At 67.0% G+C, this 17668-nt stretch carries 21 protein-coding genes; 10 read left to right on the top strand and 11 right to left on the bottom strand.

The genetic code is table 11. The annotated features are described in order from the left end of the window. Positions 1–143 precede the first annotated feature (143 nt). Both ACTRWB_RS05160 and ACTRWB_RS05155 read right to left on the bottom strand, forming a co-directional pair. Positions 144–1091 (bottom strand): aldo/keto reductase, encoded by a 948-nt coding sequence (locus ACTRWB_RS05160; protein ID WP_446901165.1) that lies wholly within the window; start codon positions 1089–1091, stop codon positions 144–146. A gap of 353 nt (positions 1092–1444) precedes the next feature. After that, positions 1445–2065: a LysE/ArgO family amino acid transporter gene (locus ACTRWB_RS05155; RefSeq protein ID WP_446901164.1), complete on the bottom strand. Its 621-nt coding sequence runs from the start codon at positions 2063–2065 to the stop codon at positions 1445–1447. A 106-nt stretch (positions 2066–2171) separates the two neighbouring features. On the opposite strand from ACTRWB_RS05155, the gene ACTRWB_RS05150 reads away from it, so the two are divergent. Next, positions 2172–3065, top strand: a complete 894-nt coding sequence (locus ACTRWB_RS05150) for a LysR family transcriptional regulator ArgP (protein WP_048250607.1) — start codon at positions 2172–2174, stop codon at positions 3063–3065. Between the two features lie 60 nt (positions 3066–3125). Here ACTRWB_RS05150 and fnr read toward each other — a convergent pair whose 3' ends face one another. The 4 genes from fnr to ACTRWB_RS05130 all read right to left on the bottom strand — a co-directional run bounded on the left by fnr (position 3126) and on the right by ACTRWB_RS05130 (position 5436). Further along, on the bottom strand, positions 3126–3872 hold the full coding sequence (gene fnr, locus ACTRWB_RS05145) for a fumarate/nitrate reduction transcriptional regulator Fnr (protein WP_446901163.1): 747 nt from the start codon (positions 3870–3872) through the stop codon (positions 3126–3128). 103 nt (positions 3873–3975) lie between these two features. After that, positions 3976–4443 carry a universal stress protein gene (locus ACTRWB_RS05140; protein ID WP_446901162.1) on the bottom strand — a complete coding sequence of 156 codons (468 nt, stop codon included), beginning with the start codon at positions 4441–4443 and terminating at the stop codon, positions 3976–3978. Between the two features lie 385 nt (positions 4444–4828). Then, positions 4829–5017 carry a hypothetical protein gene (locus ACTRWB_RS05135; protein ID WP_446901161.1) on the bottom strand — a complete coding sequence of 63 codons (189 nt, stop codon included), beginning with the start codon at positions 5015–5017 and terminating at the stop codon, positions 4829–4831. Between the two features lie 8 nt (positions 5018–5025). Then, positions 5026–5436: a DUF3005 domain-containing protein gene (locus ACTRWB_RS05130; protein ID WP_446901160.1), complete on the bottom strand. Its 411-nt coding sequence runs from the start codon at positions 5434–5436 to the stop codon at positions 5026–5028. 278 nt (positions 5437–5714) lie between these two features. On the opposite strand from ACTRWB_RS05130, the gene ACTRWB_RS05125 reads away from it, so the two are divergent. Then, the gene (locus ACTRWB_RS05125) at positions 5715–5948 is read left to right on the top strand and encodes a hypothetical protein (RefSeq protein WP_048250603.1); all 234 of its coding nucleotides are present in this window, start codon (positions 5715–5717) and stop codon (positions 5946–5948) included. Positions 5949–6100: 152 nt separating this feature from the next. After that, positions 6101–7021 carry a serine O-acetyltransferase EpsC gene (gene epsC, locus ACTRWB_RS05120; protein ID WP_129516158.1) on the top strand — a complete coding sequence of 307 codons (921 nt, stop codon included), beginning with the start codon at positions 6101–6103 and terminating at the stop codon, positions 7019–7021. Between the two features lie 44 nt (positions 7022–7065). Here epsC and ACTRWB_RS05115 read toward each other — a convergent pair whose 3' ends face one another. From ACTRWB_RS05115 to ACTRWB_RS05105, 3 genes are all read right to left on the bottom strand, one after another. Further along, entirely contained in the window at positions 7066–7869 is an 804-nt protein-coding gene (locus ACTRWB_RS05115; RefSeq protein WP_193101951.1) for an SDR family oxidoreductase, read from the bottom strand. Beyond that, positions 7869–8498 (bottom strand): GTP cyclohydrolase I FolE, encoded by a 630-nt coding sequence (gene folE / locus ACTRWB_RS05110; RefSeq protein ID WP_048250599.1) that lies wholly within the window; start codon positions 8496–8498, stop codon positions 7869–7871. Before folE ends, ACTRWB_RS05115 begins: the two co-directional genes overlap by 1 nt. Positions 8499–8601: 103 nt before the next feature. Beyond that, positions 8602–9528, bottom strand: a complete 927-nt coding sequence (locus ACTRWB_RS05105) for a LysR family transcriptional regulator (protein ID WP_419688198.1) — start codon at positions 9526–9528, stop codon at positions 8602–8604. 116 nt (positions 9529–9644) lie between these two features. Here ACTRWB_RS05105 and pobA point away from each other — a divergent pair, with 116 nt between their 5' ends. The 7 genes from pobA to ACTRWB_RS05070 all read left to right on the top strand — a co-directional run bounded on the left by pobA (position 9645) and on the right by ACTRWB_RS05070 (position 16610). Further along, positions 9645–10877 (top strand): 4-hydroxybenzoate 3-monooxygenase, encoded by a 1233-nt coding sequence (gene pobA / locus ACTRWB_RS05100; protein ID WP_446901159.1) that lies wholly within the window; start codon positions 9645–9647, stop codon positions 10875–10877. Positions 10878–11019: 142 nt separating this feature from the next. Next, a complete protein-coding gene (locus tag ACTRWB_RS05095; protein ID WP_048250596.1) occupies positions 11020–11739 on the top strand; it encodes a 3-oxoacid CoA-transferase subunit A in 720 nt (239 codons plus the stop codon). Between the two features lie 12 nt (positions 11740–11751). After that, a complete protein-coding gene (locus tag ACTRWB_RS05090) occupies positions 11752–12408 on the top strand; it encodes a CoA transferase subunit B (RefSeq protein WP_446901158.1) in 657 nt (218 codons plus the stop codon). Between the two features lie 88 nt (positions 12409–12496). Continuing rightward, on the top strand, positions 12497–13870 hold the full coding sequence (locus ACTRWB_RS05085) for a 3-carboxy-cis,cis-muconate cycloisomerase (RefSeq protein ID WP_446901157.1): 1374 nt from the start codon (positions 12497–12499) through the stop codon (positions 13868–13870). Further along, positions 13870–14655 carry a 3-oxoadipate enol-lactonase gene (gene pcaD, locus ACTRWB_RS05080; RefSeq protein ID WP_129516164.1) on the top strand — a complete coding sequence of 262 codons (786 nt, stop codon included), beginning with the start codon at positions 13870–13872 and terminating at the stop codon, positions 14653–14655. The genes ACTRWB_RS05085 and pcaD overlap by 1 nt, the downstream gene beginning before the upstream one ends. A gap of 10 nt (positions 14656–14665) precedes the next feature. Continuing rightward, a complete protein-coding gene (gene pcaC, locus ACTRWB_RS05075; protein ID WP_129516165.1) occupies positions 14666–15052 on the top strand; it encodes a 4-carboxymuconolactone decarboxylase in 387 nt (128 codons plus the stop codon). 199 nt (positions 15053–15251) lie between these two features. Next, positions 15252–16610, top strand: coding sequence for an MFS transporter (locus tag ACTRWB_RS05070; RefSeq protein ID WP_129516166.1), 1359 nt, complete (start codon positions 15252–15254; stop codon positions 16608–16610). Between the two features lie 57 nt (positions 16611–16667). On the opposite strand, the gene ACTRWB_RS05065 is transcribed toward ACTRWB_RS05070, so the two are convergent. Next, positions 16668–16916 carry a hypothetical protein gene (locus ACTRWB_RS05065; RefSeq protein ID WP_048250588.1) on the bottom strand — a complete coding sequence of 83 codons (249 nt, stop codon included), beginning with the start codon at positions 16914–16916 and terminating at the stop codon, positions 16668–16670. A gap of 108 nt (positions 16917–17024) precedes the next feature. Continuing rightward, positions 17025–17642 (bottom strand): LysE family translocator, encoded by a 618-nt coding sequence (locus tag ACTRWB_RS05060; RefSeq protein ID WP_343491103.1) that lies wholly within the window; start codon positions 17640–17642, stop codon positions 17025–17027. Positions 17643–17668: the final 26 nt, after the last annotated feature.

The following is a 17668-nucleotide window of genomic DNA, read 5'->3' as shown; positions in this document are numbered from 1 at the left end:
GGCGCACACCATTGTAGCCATCCGCCATTGCCGGATTTCCCGCATCCGCGCATGCGGCGGCAGCGGAACGCACGCGACCCAGGCCGGCCTCGGCGCCGCCGCATTGCGCGACGCCACGGGCCGGCCTGTCGCCGCCGCGGACTTCAGGTTGCGCTGGCCGCGTCGATCTGGCGGATGTCGTCCTGATCGAGCTGCAAGCGGATCGCGTCGCCGAGCAGGCCGAGCTGCGCGAGCGATGTCGCGCTCGCGATCGGCGCGGTGATCGTCGGCCGCGCGATCTGCCACGCAAGGGCGACCGCGGCCGGCTGCGTATCGTGCTTCGCCGACACGGCGTCGAGCGCCGCGAGAATGCGCAGGCCGCGTTCGTCGAGATAACCGGCGACGCGATCGCCGCGCACGCTCTTCTTCAGGTCGGCCTCGCTGCGGTATTTGCCCGACAGGAAGCCGCTTGCGAGCGCGTAGTAGTTGACGACGCCGAGCTTCAGGTCGCGCACGACCGGTTCGAGATCGCGTTCGTAGTCGGTGCGGTCGATCAGGTTGTACTCGGGCTGGATGACCTGGTACGCGGGCAGGCCGTCGCGCTTGCTGACGTCGGCGGCTTCGCGCAGGCGTGCGCCGCTGTAGTTCGATGCGCCGATGATGCGTACCTTGCCCGCGTCGATCAGTGCCTGGTACGCGCCGAGCGTTTCTTCGAGCGGGGCCGTGTCGGCGAGATCGCGATGCGAGAAATACAGGTCGATGTAGTCGGTCTGCAGGCGGCGCAGCGAATCGTCGGCGGCCTTCAGGATGTTGTCCTTGGTCAGCCCCGCGCGCGCGGCCAGCAGCCCGACCTTGGTTGCGATCACGACCTGTTCGCGCTTGCCGGAACGCTTGAGCCACTTGCCGATGATCGTTTCCGATTCGCCGCCGCTGTTGCCGGGCGCCCAGGCCGAATAGACGTCGGCCGTGTCGATGAAGTTGATGCCGGTTTCCGCGAGCGCGTCGAGCAGCGAAAACGATGCGTTCTCGTCGACGGTCCAGCCGAAGACGTTGCCGCCGAAGGCGAGCGGCGAAACCTGGATGTTCGACGTGCCGAGGGTGCGTAGTGCCATGTTCTGCTCCGATATCGATGGGTGATGGGATCGAACTGCGGGATGGGCCAAAACGATCGCGGCGAGACGGGGGCGCGGTGCGGTACCGCCGTGGTCGCGGGACACCGGACATTCTCGCCGATCGATCGGATTCGTGCAGTCGGCGCATCGCCGCGATGGTGGGCGATTTGCGGCGAGTAACGGACGGCTCGTCCGTTACGCGAGCGCGTCGTACGGCTGCGTTGGATCGGGAGCGAATTTTTGTCGGCGGCTTGCGCGACGGGAGGCGAGCAGGAGAGCGGGCTGCCCCGGCGTTGCGCCGGAGCGCATGGGAAGACGGGCGGCAAGCAACTGCCCGTGCGACGGTGAGCCGGTCAGCGCAACTGCACCGCCGCGAGGAACAGCACCATGCTGCCGATCGCGCCGTCCAGCACGCGCCACGCAACGGCCTTGCGGAACCACGGCGCCAGCAGTCGCGCGCCATAACCCAGCGCAAGGAACCACACGACGCTGACCGTCATCGCGCCGATCGCGAACGCGGACCGCGCGCCTTCCGGCTCGCGTGCGCCGGCCGTGCCGATCAGCAGGAACGTGTCGAGATACACGTGCGGGTTGAGCCACGTGAATGCGAGCGTCATCAGCACGACCGCCATGCCGCTCTGCGGCGGCGGCGCGACCGCGTCGCCGCGCACGTCGAGCGTTTCGTGGCCCGGCTTGAGCGCACGGCGCAGCGCGTTGACGCCGAACCACGCGAGATACGCGAGGCCGACATACAGCACCGCATGAACGAAAGTCGGATAACGTTCGACGAGCACGGACGCACCGCCGACGCCCGCGCCGATCAGGAGCATGTCCGACAGCGCGCACAGCAGCACGATCTTGCCGACGTGCGAACGCATGATGCCCTGCCGGAGCACGAACGCGTTCTGCGCGCCGATGGTGACGATGAGCGACGCGCACAGGGCGGCGCCGTGAGAGAAAGCAAGCCAGTTCATGATGACAGCGATAGCAGCAGTAGACGGAATAATCGGGTAGCGCTAGTCTGCGGTCAGCATGAAAATAAGAGAAGCTAATTCACCTAATGCAGATTAAGGAAATCTAATGCTCGACTACGCCCTGCTCGATGCGCTCTCGGCGGTGATCCGGTACGGCTCGTTCGAGCGCGCGGCCAAGGAGTTGAACGTCACGCCGTCGGCCGTGTCGCAGCGCGTGAAACTGCTGGAGGAACGCGTCGGCAGCGTGCTCGTCAAGCGCGGGCAGCCGTGCGTCGCGACGACGTCCGGCGCGCTGCTGTGCCGGCATACCGAGCGCGTGCAATTGCTCGAGGCGGAACTGGGCGGCCGGATGCCGGCGCTGCCGGGCTCGATCACGAGCGCATGGCCGATGTTGCGCGTGGCCGTCAACGACGACAGCGTCGCGACGTGGTTTATCGATGCGGTGGGGCCGTTCTGCACGGAGCGCGAGATGCTGCTCGACCTCGTGATCGACGACCAGGACTACACGGCGGCGCGCATCCGAGATGGCAGCGTACAGGGCGCGGTGACCGCGCAGGCCGAGCCGATCCAGGGCTGCCGTTCGACGCGGCTCGGGCGCATTCGTTATCGCGCGGTGTGCTCGCCGGCATTTCACGAACGCTATTTCGGCAAGGGCGTCACGCGCGACGCGCTGCGCCGCGCGCCGTGTGTGATGTTCAATCCGAAGGACGGGCTGCAGGCGCGCTTCATCCGGCGTGTGACGCGTGCGGATCTCGATCCGCCGCAACACTGGATACCGCATGTCGCGGGCTATCTGCGCGCATGCGAAACGGGGCTGGGATGGGGAATGTGTCCGGACCGGATGGTCGATCGCCAACTGGCGGCGGGCGAACTGGTCGACATGTCGCCGGGACGCACCACCGACATCGATCTTTACTGGCAGAGCTGGCGCCTGTCGATCGGCTGGCTCGACGATTTCAGCGCGGCGCTCAAGACGCGTGCCGCGCTGTTTCTCGATTGATCGACGGCGCGATACGGAGGACGCGCCCGGCGCGCGACAGGCGCGCGCCGGGCGACATCATCAGACTTGATGCAAACCGTCGAAGTCGACGATCTGGACGTGGCGACCCTGCATTTCGATCAGGGCGCGCTTCTGGAATTTCGACAGCGTGCGGCTGACTGTTTCGAGCGTCATGCCGAGATAGCTGCCGATGTCTTCGCGCGTCATCCGCAGGTTGAATTCCGACGGCGAGTAACCGCGCTTCAGGTAGCGCGACGATACATCGAGCAGGAAAGCGGCGACACGTTCTTCGGCATTCAGCGAACCGAGCAGCATCGTTTGCGACGTTTCGCGCACGATCTGTTCGCTCATCAGCTTGTGCATGCGCAACTGCATCGAGCCGGCTTCCGAGCACAGCGTCTTGAGCGCGCTGTACGGAATCACGCAGACGGAGCTGTCTTCCAGCGCGACCGCGGTGCGCGGATGCGTGTCGTCGCAGATGCCGTCGAGGCCGAGCGCTTCGCCCGCGAGATGCAGGCCCGTGACCTGTTCGCGGCCGTCGTGGCGTGTCGCGACGGTTTTCAGCGAACCCGAGCGCACCGCGTACAGGTTGTCGAATGCGTCGCCTTCGCGGAACAGCGCTTCGCCGCGCTTGACGGGGCGAGCCGCGCAGATGACCGACTCGAGGCGACTGAGTGCTTCGGGCGCCAGGCCCTGCGGCATGCACAGGTGCCGCATTGCGCACGACGAGCAGTGCGCGGCCTGACGAGGAGCCCAACTGCCGGCATGAGGCGTGGCGGCGGGACGTGTAGCGACGGGCGTCAGCATGATCGTTTACTCCGGCGTTGAATCGACGGAATCATTGTCCCACCGCAAATTGCCGCTGTCGGGTGACAAAACGTCGCGACCGGGCGCGCATGCCGAACGCCGTTCAGGCGGCCTGCTCGTCGGCGTTGGCGGCCGCCGGAATCAGCAGCACGGGCAGCGTCGCGTGCCGCACGCATTGTTCGGCGATGCTGCCGAGCACGAGACGGCGGAACCCGCGGCGGCCGTGCGTGCCGAGCACGAGCAGATCGGCGCCGAATGCCTTCGTGCCTTCGAGGATCAGCGACGACACGTCGTTGAGCGACGTCGCTTCGTTCAGCCGCGTCTCGCCCTTCACGCCTGCTGCCTGCATCAGCTTCGTGAAATCCTTCGCGAGCGCGTCGCCCTGCGCGACGAGCTGATCGCGCAGGATGGACGGATCGTAGCCGGGCACGTTGTAGTAGATCGCGGCGTTCTCGACGACGTAGAACGGTTGCAGCTCGGCGCCGTGTGCTTTCGCGAGCGCCAGCGCGGCATCGAATGCATGGCGGGACGTGTCGCTGCCGTCGACGGCAACCAGAATACGCTTGTACATAGTGTCTCCGAGTGGCGGGTTGAAACGAAGTCGGCCGGATGGCCGATCAGGCTCAGCATTGCTGCGAGGCAGAGTAAACCAATGGCGGGGACTTTGCAGTGCGGTGCCGGTCCTGCCGCGCGGCCGCGGTGTTTCGGGTGGTGCGGCGCACGACCATGCACGCGATGCAACCTGCGCTGCGCGACGCGTGTCGCATGGTCGGGTCGCATCCGTGGTCGGTGCAGTCTCCGCAAGGCGCTCGACAATCGAACGCACGACGAACACGGATGAAGACCGCATCGTCGCGAGGACCGAATGCGCGGGTATCGAAATCGCGCATCGCGACGCACGCATGCCAGTTCGACACGGCACAACAGCCACGCTGACGAACCGCACGCATCGTTATTCAACCGCAACCGCGCCGTTTCGACATGACTTCGATCAACGCATGTGCGTGATCGCGATGCGCGGCATGCATCGATCCGCCGATGCCGATGCGCGGAATCGTTCGTTCGAGCACCCGTCGCGTGCGCCGATCCATAACCATCGGTGGTCGACCGACGCCAGTTTGCAAACGAACGATCGATTCAAACACCGCACCGGCTACTTAGGCACGGCCGTCAGCTCGATCACGCGCTCCGGCTTCCGTCCGTGGCCGGGCCAGTACGCGCTGCCGTACATCCGGTGGACGGGACCGAACTGCTCGTCGTCTGCGGGCGTCGGCGCGGCGAAGCCTTTCTCGATCACCACGTAGCCCGCGCGCAGCGCGAACGCCGGATGGTTGCCGCCGGGGCGGCTGTCGAAACCGGCGAAGCCGTCGCCGGCTTCGGGCATTGCATTGACGAGCGACGCGTTGCTGCCCGTGATCTGGTCGGGCGGGATCGGCCCGCCGCCGGCGAGCAGCCACGCCTCGCGGTTCTTGCCGTCGGTGTCGACCGTGCTGTCGTGGGTGTCGTCGTTGTCGAGCTCGACGCTGTGCGGATGCGCAAGACCTGTTTGACCGGATGGTTCCATCACGGCTCTCCTGGCGGCGAAGCGGTCCGGATCGAAGCAAATCCCGTTCCGGGCATGACGGGAAAAGGCGCGCGGGCGGTCGCCGCGGTCGCGCGGCGCGCACTGATTTGTCGTGATTTATTTCAGCTAGAAGACGCGTTTTCTACAGAGTATGATTCTTTTCCTGCGAAGCGGCGACAGGGGATGCGATCTCGCCGCCTCTGCCCGCGCCGGGGCGCCGCAGCACCCTTAAAGACGGGTAGTGAACAACAAAGCAAGGGACTAGAGGTGGCGGATTCATGCAAGCGACTACTGCGTTCACGCACCGCGGTTATCTGTTGAATTGCGCGCCCGCGCGCGCCAGTGACGGTTCGTTCAAGCCCTACGTCGTGATCTCCCGATCAAGCGACGGCGAGCTGGTTGCGAACCGTTTTTTCCCGATCGAGCTCCAGTTCAACGACGAAGACGCCGCAATCGCGCACGCGCGCGATTGGGCCGTGCGCTGGATCGACGCGAGCAGCATCACGATCTGATGCGTCCACCTGCCCGCGGCGTCGGCCGCCCACGGCATCGGCCGCCGGCCGATTTCCGGCGTGCCGCTCCCCGACACAAAACGCGGTAATCTTGCGGAACCCGTCACTTTATTAGCGGCCGTGCGATCGAGCGCGGCCGCATGCATTGGCCTATGTCGACATCACCTGCCCGTCAGTGGGGCCTCGAAGAAATCGTCACCGGATTGCGCGAGTCGCGCGAGGAACTCCATCGCACGCGCCATCCGCGCGGTATTCGCGAACTGCCATCGCGCGACGCGATCTGCAAGATTGTGACCGGCCTGCGCGCGTCGATGTTTCCGACGCATTACGGCGCGCCGGATCTCACCGACGAAAGCGTCGACTATTACGTCGGCCATACGCTCGAAAGCACGTTGCGCGTGCTGTCCGAACAGATCCGCCGCGCGTTGCCGTTCCTGCCCGAGCATGCGGACACGCCGTTCGCCGAGCTCGACGAACGCGCGTTCGAGATCGCGCGCGAATTCGGCCGCCAGTTGCCGGCGGTCCGCGCGCTGCTCGTCAGCGACATCCAGGCCGCGTACGCGGGCGATCCGGCCGCGCAGCACATCACCGAGATCCTGCTGTGCTACCCCGGCGTGTTGGCGATGATGCACCACCGGCTCGCGCACGCGCTGCACCAGCTTGGTGTGCCGCTGCTCGCACGATTCATCAATGAAATCGCCCACTCGGCCACCGGCATCGACATCCACCCCGGCGCGCAGATCGGCCCGAGCTTCTTCATCGACCACGGCACCGGTGTCGTGATCGGCGAGACGGCGATCATCGGCGAACGTGTGCGCCTGTACCAGGCCGTCACGCTCGGCGCGAAGAGCTTCCCGGCCGATGGCGAAGGCACGCTGGTCAAGGGCAACGCACGGCACCCGATCGTCGAGGACGACGTGGTGATCTACGCGGGCGCGACGATTCTCGGCCGCGTGACGATCGGGCGCGGCTCGGTGATCGGCGGCAACGTGTGGCTCACACACAGCGTGCCGGCCGGCACGAGTGTCGCGCAGGGCAAGGTCCGCGAAGGCGGGAGCGCCGAGAAGCCGTAAAGCCGTGGCGTGGTGCACGGCGCACGGCCGCCACGGCGCGTGCGTCAGTGCTTGCCGGCGGGCGAGCGGTGCTTGTACAGCACGTCCTGGTCGACGCGGATCAGGTTCTGCCCCGCATCGACGACGAAATCCACACCGTTGTACGCGTTGCCCGTCAGCAGCAGGATCGCGCTCGCGACGTCGTCGGGGCCCGCGATGCGCGCGAGCGGCGTCGATGCGCGGCTCGCGTGTTCGAAGTCGGCCTGCGTCTGGTCGTCGCTCGGCAGCATCAGCCCCGGGAATACCGCGTTCACGCGCAGCACGGGCGCGGACGACAGCGCGAGCATCTGCGTGAGGTTGCCGAGCGCGGCCTTCGCGACCGTGTAGCTGAAATGGTCGCGGTGGAAGTTTTCCTTGATCTTCTGGTCGACCACGTTCACGACGACACCCTGCGTGCCGGCCGCGCGGGCCCGTTCGTAGAACGCGCGCGTGAGCAGGATCGGCGCGCGGCAGTTGACCGCCCACGCCTGGTCGAACGCCGCGAGGTCGAAGCTCGGGAAGTGATCCTGCCAGAACACCGACGCGTTGTTGACGAGCACGTCGAGGCGCCCGAAGCGCGCATAGACCTGGTCGATCAGCGCGGTGATCTGCGCGGCATCCGACAGGTCGGCCTGCAGCGCGATCGACTCGTGCCCGCGTTCGGCGATCGCGCGGGCCGCCGCCTGCGCGGCATCGGCCGAACGGTCGTAGTGCACCGCGGTGCGATAGCCGTGCGCGGCGAAATACTCGGCGAACGCGCGCCCGGCCCGGCGTGCGGCGCCGGTCACGAGCACGACGGGCGCGTGCGCCGTTTGCTTCGTCGACTCCATTACGTATTCGTCAGGTTGACTGAAGAAGGATTGGCGACGATCGACAGGAATTCGCGCCGCGTCGACGGATCGGTGCGGAACGTGCCGAGCATGCGCGACGTGACCATCTCGACGCCCGGCTTGTGTACGCCGCGCGTGGAGATGCATTGGTGCGCGGCTTCGAGGATCACGCCGACGCCCTTCGGTTGCAGCACGTCGAACAGCGTGTCGGCGATCTGCACGGTCATCTTTTCCTGGATCTGCAGGCGCTTCGCGAACGCGTCGACGAGGCGCGCGAGCTTCGAGATGCCGACCACGCGATGGTTCGGCAGATACGCGACGTGCGCGCGGCCGATGATCGGCACCATGTGGTGCTCGCAGTAGCTCTCGAAGCGGATGTCCTTCAGCACGATCATCTCGTCGTAGCCGTCGACTTCGCTGAACGTGCGCGCGAGGATGTCGCGCGGCTCCAGCGCATAACCGGCGAAGAACTGCTCGTACGCGCGCACGACGCGCGCGGGCGTGTCGAGCAGGCCTTCGCGTGCGGGATCGTCGCCGGCCCAGCGCAACAGCACGCGCACGGCGTCTTCCGCTTCTTCACGGCTCGGTCGGGACGCGGCCGGCTCGGGCCGCGCGGATTTTTTACCCATGTAGTGGCTCCATCGAAGGCCGCCCCGGGCGGCCGATATCCGGCAATTGTTTCATGCTTTCGCGGGTCGTGCGTGCCAACGCGAACAGGCCAGGCCCTGGCGCTCACTTCGGCCATTCGTCCTGTTCGTCGTTGAACAGCGACGCAACGACGCCGCGCAGCCACGCGGTGCGCGGATCGTTGTGGTACTTGCGATGCCAGTGCTGCTTCAGGTCGAAGCGCGGCAGCGCGAGCGGCGGTTCGACGGGCACGATGAACGCGTGTTCGGCCGCATACGCATAGCCGATCGCATGCGGCACCGTCGCGATCAGGTCGGTGCGGCTCAGGATGAACGGCAGGCTCATGAAGTGCGGCGTCTCGAGCACCGCGCGGCGCTGCATGCGCTGCTTCGCGAGATATTTCTCGAGCACCTCCTGGCTGCGGCCTTCGGCGCGTACCACCGCGTGCCCGCAGGTGAGGAACTGCTCGACCGTAAACGGCGGTGTCTGTTCGAACGGATGGCCGCGCCGCATCAGGCAGACGAACCGGTGCGTGAACAACCGTTGCTGGAAGAAGTTGTTGCCGTCGAGGTCGGGGAAGTAGCCGACCGCGAGATCGATCGAACCGGCTTCGAGGCCGCGCCCGACTTCGTCGTGCGCGAGCGAGACCGAGCGCAGGTTCGCATGCGGCGCACGCGTCGCGAACGCCTGCAGCAGCTTCGGCAGGAACACGATCTCGCCGACGTCCGACAGCGCGATCGAGAACGTATGCGTGCTCGCGGCCGGATCGAAGTCGTGCGGCGCAACCAGGCCGCGCTCGATCTGCGCGAGCGCGTCGCGTGCGGCCGGCAGCAGCGCGAGCGCGCGCGGCGTCGGTTCCATCCCGCGCGACGTGCGCACGAACAGCGGATCGCCGAAATACTCGCGCAGCCGGCCGAGCGCGGTGCTCACGCGCGGCTGGCTCACACCGAGCAGGTCGCCGGCGCGGCTCACGTTGCGCGTGTCGTCGAGCGCGACGAGGTACGGAATGAGGTTCAGATCGAGCGTATCCATCACCGGGCCAATATCTTAAAAACGTATACAACATATCTCCTGAATCGCGTTGCCGCATAGTCGGGAAAGCGCTCAAATGTGTTCCACGATTCGAATTAATGTTCTGGAGACGAACAATGCGCACCCAAGTCGCGATCATCGGCGCCGGTCCGTCCGGCCTTCTGCTGTCCCATTTGCTGCGCCTGCAAGGCGTCGATTCCATCCTCGTCGAAGCGCGTTCGCGCGAATACTGCGAGAACCGCATCCGCGCCGGTGTGCTGGAGCAAGGCACGGTCGACACGCTGAACGAAGCCGGCCTCGGCGACCGGATGCGCCGCGAAGGGCTCGAGCATCACGGCATCGAGCTGCTGTTCTCGGGCCAGCGCCACCGCATCGACCTGTCCGCGCTCACCGGCGGGCGCGCGATCACCGTCTACAGCCAGCATGAAGTCGTGCGCGACCTGATCGCGGCCGGCGTCGAGCATGGCCACGCGATGCACTTCGAAGTCAGCGACGTCGCGCTGCACGACGTCGAAGGCGAGCACCCGTTCGTCACGTTCAAGCATGCGGATGGCCGCGCGGACCGCATCGACTGCGACTACATCGCCGGCTGCGACGGCTTCCACGGCATCGCGCGCCAGACGATCCCGGCCGAGCGGCTGAACACGTTCGAGCGCGTCTATCCGTTCGCGTGGCTCGGCATCCTCGCCGACGCGGCGCCGTCGCTCGACGAACTCGTCTACGCGCATCACGACAACGGCTTCGCGCTGTTCTCGATGCGCTCGCCGACGGTCACGCGCCTCTATCTGCAGTGCAAGCCCGACGAAGACCTCACCGAATGGTCCGACACGCGGATCTGGGACGAATTGCACACGCGCTTCTCGAACGACACGGGCTGGACGCCGACCGAGGGCCGGATCACGCAGAAAAGCGTGACGCCGATGCGCAGCTTCGTGTCGGAGACGATGCAGCACGGCCGGCTGTTCCTCGCCGGCGACGCCGCGCACATCGTGCCGCCGACCGGCGCGAAGGGGATGAACCTCGCGGTGGCCGACGTCCGCGCGCTGTCCCGCGCGCTCGGCGCGCGTTACCGGACGGGCGACACGACGCCGCTCGATACGTATTCGGCGACCTGCCTCGAACGCGTGTGGCGCGCCGAGCACTTCTCGTACTTCATGACGAACATGCTGCATTCGTCGCCGGAGGATTCGCCGTTCGTCAATCGCCTGAAGTTTGCCGAGCTGAAATACGTGACGCGCTCGCGGGCCGCCGCGCAGTCGCTCGCCGAAAACTACGTCGGGTTGCCGTTCGACGACGCGACGGCCCCCGAGGCAACCCGCCTTGACAACGCGCTGTGCACGACTCTATGATCGGCCATCGTTCGCTAATCGAATCTAGGTTCGAATAGCGAACAAATACCGGAGTCGAGATCGGCCCCGGCGCGGCACGCGGAACGCGCGTGTCCCCTCGACAGGCCGCGCATCGTGCCGCGGGTTCGTATCAGGAAGAGACATGGTCAACAAGATTTTCGAATCGCTTCAGTCGGCGGTTGCCGACGTCCACGATGGCGCGACAATCATGATCGGCGGCTTCGGCACGGCCGGCATGCCGTCCGAGCTGATCGACGCGCTGATCGAACAGGGCGCGCGCGACCTGACGATCGTCAACAACAACGCGGGCAACGGCGAGACGGGCCTGGCGGCGCTGCTCAAGGCGAAGCAGGTGCGCAAGATCATCTGTTCGTTCCCGCGCCAGAGCGACTCGCAGGTGTTCGACGCGCTGTACCGCGCGGGCGAGATCGAGCTGGAGCTCGTGCCGCAGGGCAACCTCGCGGAGCGCATCCGCGCGGCGGGCGCCGGCATCGGCGGTTTCTTCACGCCGACGGGTTTCGGCACCAAGCTCGCTGAAGGCAAGGAAACGCGCGTGATCGACGGCAAGCAGTATGTGTTCGAAACGCCGATCCACGCCGATTTCGCGCTCGTGAAAGCGTACAAGGGCGATCGCTGGGGCAATCTCGTGTATCGCAAGACCGCGCGCAACTTCGGGCCGATCATGGCCAGCGCCGCGAAGGTCGCGATCGTGCAGGTGTCGGAAGTCGTGCCGCTCGGCGGGCTGAACCCGGAACACATCGTGACGCCGGGCATTTTCGTCCAGCGCATCGTCGAGGTGCCGCAGGCCGCGCACGCGGCCGAGCTGGCCGCCGAACACGCTTCGTCGCACGCCGCGGCTTAAGGAGATATCCAGATGAAACGACTGACCCGCGATGAAATGGCCAAGCGCGTCGCCCAGGACATCCCCGAAGGCGCGTACGTGAACCTCGGCATCGGCGTGCCGACGCTGGTGGCGAACCACCTCGACCCGAGCAAGGAAATCTTCCTGCACAGCGAGAACGGGCTGCTCGGCATGGGCCCCGCGCCCGCGCCCGGCGAGGAAGACGACGAACTGATCAACGCCGGCAAGCAGCACGTGACGCTGCTCACCGGCGGCGCGTATTTCCACCATTCCGATTCGTTCGCGATGATGCGCGGCGGCCACCTCGACTACTGCGTGCTCGGCGCGTTCCAGGTGTCCGCGAACGGCGACCTCGCGAACTGGCATACGGGCGCACCCGATGCGATTCCGGCCGTCGGCGGCGCGATGGATCTCGCGATCGGCGCGAAGCAGGTGTTCGTGATGATGGAGCACCTGACGAAGCAGGGCGAAAGCAAGATCGTCGCGCAGTGCTCGTATCCGGTCACCGGCGTGCAATGCGTGAGCCGCATCTATACGGATCTCGCCGTGCTCGACGTGACGGCCGACGGCCTCGCGGTGAGCGAGCTCTTCACCGACCTGTCGTTCGACGAACTGCAGAAGCTGACCGGCGTGCCGCTGATCGACGCGACGCAAAAGGCCGCTGCCTGAACCGGAGGCGTGCCGGCGCGCGCGTTCGTGCGCATGCCGGCACGCTTGGGTAGACAATAGGCGCACGCCGTTTCCCCCATCTGATGCCATGCTCGAAGACAGCGCCCGCCTGACCTCCCTCATCTGCGGCACCGAGCCGCTCAACCGGATCTGGTCGCCCCGCGCGACGATCCAGCGGATGCTCGACGTCGAGGCCGCGCTTGCGCGCGCGCTCGCCGCGCAGCAGGTGATTCCCGCCGCCGCGGTCGCGCCCATCGAACGCGCGTGCGACGCCAGCCGGCTCGACGCCGATGCGCTCGCGCACGGTGCGGCGCTCGGCGGCAATCTCGCGATTCCGCTCGTCAAGCAGCTCACCGCGCAAGTGAAGGCCGACGACCCTGAGGCCGCGAAGTTCGTGCACTGGGGCGCGACGAGCCAGGACATCATCGATACCGCTACCGTGCTGCAGCTGCGCGACACGCTCGACGTGCTCGAGCCGATGCTCGACGAAGCGTGCGCATCGCTCGCGGCGCTTGCGCGCACGCATCGCGCGACGCCGATGATCGGCCGCACCTGGTTGCAGCAGGCGCTGCCGATCACGCTCGGCCTGAAATTCGCCCAATGGCTCGATGCGCTGCTGCGCCATCGCGCGCGCTTCGCCGAATTGCGCGCGCGGGTGCTGGTGCTGCAGTTCGGCGGCGCGGCCGGCACGCTCGCGAGCCTGCGCGAGCACGCGGGCGGTGTGACGGCCGCGCTCGCGGCCGACCTGCGCCTCGCGGTGCCGGCCGTGCCGTGGCATACGCAGCGCGACCGCATCGCGGAAGCCGCGTCTTGCTTCGGCATGCTGATCGGCACGCTCGGCAAGATCGCGCGCGATATTTCGCTGCAGATGCAGACCGAAGTCGGTGAGCTCGGCGAACCGGCCGCCGCCGGCAAGGGCGGCTCGTCGACGATGCCGCACAAGCGCAACCCGGTCGGCTGCGCGGCCGTGCTGACCGCGGCCGTGCGCGCGCCGAACCTCGTCGCGACCGTGTTCGCGGGGATGGTCCAGGAGCACGAGCGCGCGCTCGGCGGCTGGCAGGCCGAATGGGAGGCGCTGCCCGACCTCGCGCGCCTGACGGGCGGTGCGCTCGCGCAGATCGCGCAGATCGTCGCGGGCCTCGACGTCAATACCGAACGCCTTGCCGCGAACCTCGACCTGACGCACGGGCTGATCCTTGGCGAAGCGGTGATGCTGGCGCTCGGCGACCGGATCGGCCGGCTCGATGCGCATCACGTCGTCGAGCACGCGTCGAAGGAAGCCGTGCGTACCGGCGCGACGCTGTTCGACGTGCTCGCCGCCGATGCGACCGTCTCGGCGCACCTGTCGCGCGACGCGCTCGCGCGGCTGCTCGATCCCGCACATTACGTCGGCGAGGCGCAGGCCTATGTCGACGCCGTGCTCGCGCTGCATGCGGGCACGACCCAACCAGGAGAACATTGATGCCTTTCGCCACTGTCAACGGCGTGAAACTGCATTACCGGATCGACCGTGCCGCGCGCGACGACGCGCCGTGGCTCGTCTTCTCGAACTCGCTCGGTGCCGACCTGCAGATGTGGGCGCCGCAGATCCGTCCGCTCACGCAGCACTTCAACATCCTGCGCTACGACACGCGCGGCCACGGCCATTCCGATGCGCCGGCCGGGTCGTACACGATCGAGCAGCTCGCCGGCGACGTGATCGGCCTGCTCGACCACGTCGGCATCGCGCGCGCGCATTTCTGCGGGATCTCGATGGGCGGGCTGACCGGCGCCGCGCTGGCCGCGCGCTACCCGTCGCGCATCGTTCGCGCGGTGCTGTCGAACACCGCCGCAAAGATCGGTTCGCCGGAAGTGTGGGCGCCGCGTGCGCAGAAGGCGCGTGCCGAAGGGATGGCCGCGCTCGCCGACGCCGTGCTGCCGCGCTGGTTCACCGACGCGTTCGTCGAACGCGAGCCGCGCATGTTCGACGCGATCCGCGACACCTTCGTGCATACCGACAAGGACGGTTATGCGGCGAACTGCGACGCGCTGAACGCGGCCGACCTGCGCGACGAAGTGAAGGGCATTACGCTGCCGGTGCTCGTCGTGACCGGCGCGAAGGACATGTCGACGCCGCCCGACCAGGGTCGCGCGCTCGCGGCCGCGATTCCCGGTGCGCTTCACATCGAATTCGATGCCGCGCATATTTCGAACATCGAGTGCACCGGCGGCTTCAACCGCGCGCTGCTCGATTTCCTGACCGCGTGAGGCCACTGCGATGGACGACCAGGAACGTTATGAAGCAGGGATGAAGGTGCGTCGCGCGGTGCTCGGCGACGCGCACGTCGACCGTTCGCTCGCGAACCGCACCGAGGTGACCGACGAATTCCAGAACCTGATCACGCGCTATGCATGGGGCGAGATCTGGACGCGTGACGGCCTGCCGCGCCATACGCGCAGCCTGCTGACCATTGCGATGATGGTGGCGCTGAACCGCGGCGAGGAACTGGCGCTGCATCTGCGCGCCGCGCGCAACAACGGCGTGACCCGCGACGAGATCAAGGAAGTGCTGCTGCAGACCGCGATCTATTGCGGCGTGCCGGCTGCGAATTCCGCATTCCACCTCGCGGACAAGATCTTCAAGGAACAGGACGAGGCCGCATAAGACGGCCGGTCAGGGGCGGCCGGCTGAGGGCGGCCGCAACCGATCGCGTGGCTCGCCGTCGCAGGCGGCCCTTCGGCGATCGAATCGATGAACGCGCCGGCAGAGTATCGGCGCGCGGCGCACCGGATGGCCGGTGGGCGAACAAAGGAAGGGCGCGGCTGCGATGCCGTCTTGCTCATAACTATTCAGGAGACTCGCGATGAATCGCGCACCCGTGGTCGATGTCCAGACCTTCATCAACGAGCAGCCGTTCGGCGGCTTTCAGTGGCTCGTGTTCCTCATGTGTTTCGTGATCGTGCTGCTCGACGGCTTCGATACGGCCGCGATCGGCTTCATCGCGCCGTCGCTGCTCGGCGAATGGAACCTCACCAAGCCCGATCTCGCACCCGTGCTGAGCGCCGCGCTGTTCGGCCTCGCGTGCGGCGCGCTCGTGTCGGGCCCGCTGTCCGACCGGCTCGGGCGTCGCTCGCTGCTGCTCGGCTCGGTGTTCCTGTTCGGCGTCGCGTGTTTCGTGTCCGCCTTCTCCACCACCATCGGGCACCTGACGATCCTGCGCTTCGTCACCGGCGTCGGGCTGGGCGCGGCGATGCCGAACGCGGTCACGATGATGGGCGAGTTCTGCCCGGACAAGCGCCGCGCGACCGTGATCAACCTGATGTTCTGCGGCTTTCCGCTCGGCGCCGCGTTCGGCGGTTTCCTGGCCGCGTGGATGATCCCGCATTTCGGCTGGCGCAGCGTGCTGATGCTCGGTGGCGTGACGCCGCTGCTGCTCGGCGTGCTGTTGCTGCTGAAGATGCCGGAATCGGTGCGCTTCATGGTCGCGAGCGGCCAGGCGGTCGACAAGATCCGCGCGACGCTCGCGCGCATCTCGCGCGACGCGCTGAACGCCGGCTCGTTCGCGATGACCGAAGCCGCGCCGCAGACGGGCAGCAAGGGCCTCGGCGTCGTGCTGTCGCGTTCGTACATCGTCGGCTCGGTGATGCTGTGGATCGCTTACTTCATGGGCCTCGTGATCTTCTACGCGTCGATCAACTGGATGCCGATCCTGCTGAAGGACGCCGGCCTGACGCCGAAGAGCGCGACGCTGATCTCGGCGCTGTTCCCGCTCGGCGGCGTGGGCGCCGTGCTGTGCGGCGTGCTGATGGACCGTTTCAATGCGAACCGCGTGATCGCCGTGTGCTACGCGCTGACCGCCGTGAGCGTGTATGCGATCGGGCAGGCGGCCGGCAACGTCGGGCTGCTCGTGCTGGTCGTGTTCGTCGCCGGCGTGCTGATGAACACCGCGCAATCGTCGATGCCGGCGCTTGCCGCCGCGTTCTATCCGACCGAGGGGCGCGGCACCGGTGTCGCGTGGATGCTCGGCGTGGGCCGCTTCGGCGGGATCGCCGGTTCGTTCCTCGTCGCGGAGCTGACGCGCCGGCACTTCTCGTTCGCGGGGGTGTTTGCGACGATCGCCGTCGCGGGCCTGCTCGCGTGCGTCGCGCTGCTGATCAAGCAGATGGCGCGGCCGCATGGCGTCGCGCAGCCGGCCGGCAAGATCGAGTCGCTCGGGCATTGAGCGACGCGCGGGCCGGTGCGATGCGCCGGCCCGCGGTGAGCGGCGTCCTTCGCGCCGTTATTCTTCCGCGTCGTGTTCCTTGACGAAGTTGCGCAGATACGCGCGCAGCGCGGCCTCCCGGCCGCGATGATCGGCGAGGTTCGCGGCGCCCATCTCTTCCTCTTCACCGAACAACGTGGGCGGCGCGCAGTAAGTGCCGACTTCGATGTTGTCGCGCAGCACGCGGATGTCGTGCGTGAGTGGGTGATACTCGGCGACCCAGTGCATCCCCTCGATGTGTTCGCCCGTCCTCAGCAATGGCTTCATCGGCGTTTCTCCCGGAAGCAGCGGCGGAACCGGCGAAGCGGCTGCGCGCGCCCGTACCAAAAGGGTACGCCTGCATCGCGTGAACCTCAACGGGCGCGCTGTGAGCGCTCACTGCGGCAGCAGGTGCACGACGAGCGGATACAGCGACAGGATCAGCAGCACGGCCATCGTCACGTTGAAGATGCGCAACGCGCGGCGGTTCGACAGGAAGCGCCGCAGGCCGAGGCCGAACGCGGCCCACAGGCAGATGCACGGAAAGCCGATCAGGATGAACACGACGGCCATCCACGCGGCGTTCATCCCGTAGTCGGCGGACAGGCGGACCGTCGTCGCGGCGGTCAGCACCATCATCCAGGCTTTCGGGTTGACCCACTGGAACGCGGCGGCCTCGATGAACGTCATCGGCCGCGGCTTGGCGCCGTGCGCCTTCACTTCGCCCGACGTGCCGATGCGCCACGCGAGGTACAGCAGGTACGCGACGCTCGCGGCTTCAAGGATCGTGTACAGCACCGGCATGCGCTTGAACGCTTCGCCGAGGCCGAAGCCGACGCTGAGCATCAGGATCGCGACGCCGATGCTGATGCCGAACAGGTGCGGCATCGTGCGGCGGAAACCGAAATTCACGCCGGATGCGAGCAGCATCGTGTTATTGGGGCCGGGCGTGATCGACGTGACGAGCGCGAACAGCATGCCGGCGGGCAGCGCGCTCAGGGTGAGGAATTCCATCGCGGATTCTCCATTCGGTTCGAGAC

The sequence above is a fragment of the Burkholderia sp. YIM B11467 genome (assembly GCF_052952715.1).
The sequence above is the reverse complement of the archived record's forward strand: the minus strand, read 5'-3'. Positions and strand labels throughout refer to the sequence as shown.

Coding starts and splice junctions, on each gene's coding strand:
- ACTRWB_RS05160 (WP_446901165.1), bottom strand. CDS start 1,091: ATGGCACTACGCACCCTCGGCACGTCGAACATCCAGGTTTCGCCGCTC.
- ACTRWB_RS05155 (WP_446901164.1), bottom strand. CDS start 2,065: ATGAACTGGCTTGCTTTCTCTCACGGCGCCGCCCTGTGCGCGTCGCTC.
- ACTRWB_RS05150 (WP_048250607.1), top strand. CDS start 2,172: ATGCTCGACTACGCCCTGCTCGATGCGCTCTCGGCGGTGATCCGGTAC.
- fnr (WP_446901163.1), bottom strand. CDS start 3,872: ATGCTGACGCCCGTCGCTACACGTCCCGCCGCCACGCCTCATGCCGGC.
- ACTRWB_RS05140 (WP_446901162.1), bottom strand. CDS start 4,443: ATGTACAAGCGTATTCTGGTTGCCGTCGACGGCAGCGACACGTCCCGC.
- ACTRWB_RS05130 (WP_446901160.1), bottom strand. CDS start 5,436: ATGGAACCATCCGGTCAAACAGGTCTTGCGCATCCGCACAGCGTCGAG.
- ACTRWB_RS05125 (WP_048250603.1), top strand. CDS start 5,715: ATGCAAGCGACTACTGCGTTCACGCACCGCGGTTATCTGTTGAATTGC.
- epsC (WP_129516158.1), top strand. CDS start 6,101: ATGTCGACATCACCTGCCCGTCAGTGGGGCCTCGAAGAAATCGTCACC.
- ACTRWB_RS05115 (WP_193101951.1), bottom strand. CDS start 7,869: ATGGAGTCGACGAAGCAAACGGCGCACGCGCCCGTCGTGCTCGTGACC.
- folE (WP_048250599.1), bottom strand. CDS start 8,498: ATGGGTAAAAAATCCGCGCGGCCCGAGCCGGCCGCGTCCCGACCGAGC.
- ACTRWB_RS05105 (WP_419688198.1), bottom strand. CDS start 9,528: ATGGATACGCTCGATCTGAACCTCATTCCGTACCTCGTCGCGCTCGAC.
- pobA (WP_446901159.1), top strand. CDS start 9,645: ATGCGCACCCAAGTCGCGATCATCGGCGCCGGTCCGTCCGGCCTTCTG.
- ACTRWB_RS05095 (WP_048250596.1), top strand. CDS start 11,020: ATGGTCAACAAGATTTTCGAATCGCTTCAGTCGGCGGTTGCCGACGTC.
- ACTRWB_RS05090 (WP_446901158.1), top strand. CDS start 11,752: ATGAAACGACTGACCCGCGATGAAATGGCCAAGCGCGTCGCCCAGGAC.
- ACTRWB_RS05085 (WP_446901157.1), top strand. CDS start 12,497: ATGCTCGAAGACAGCGCCCGCCTGACCTCCCTCATCTGCGGCACCGAG.
- pcaD (WP_129516164.1), top strand. CDS start 13,870: ATGCCTTTCGCCACTGTCAACGGCGTGAAACTGCATTACCGGATCGAC.
- pcaC (WP_129516165.1), top strand. CDS start 14,666: ATGGACGACCAGGAACGTTATGAAGCAGGGATGAAGGTGCGTCGCGCG.
- ACTRWB_RS05070 (WP_129516166.1), top strand. CDS start 15,252: ATGAATCGCGCACCCGTGGTCGATGTCCAGACCTTCATCAACGAGCAG.
- ACTRWB_RS05065 (WP_048250588.1), bottom strand. CDS start 16,916: ATGAAGCCATTGCTGAGGACGGGCGAACACATCGAGGGGATGCACTGG.
- ACTRWB_RS05060 (WP_343491103.1), bottom strand. CDS start 17,642: ATGGAATTCCTCACCCTGAGCGCGCTGCCCGCCGGCATGCTGTTCGCG.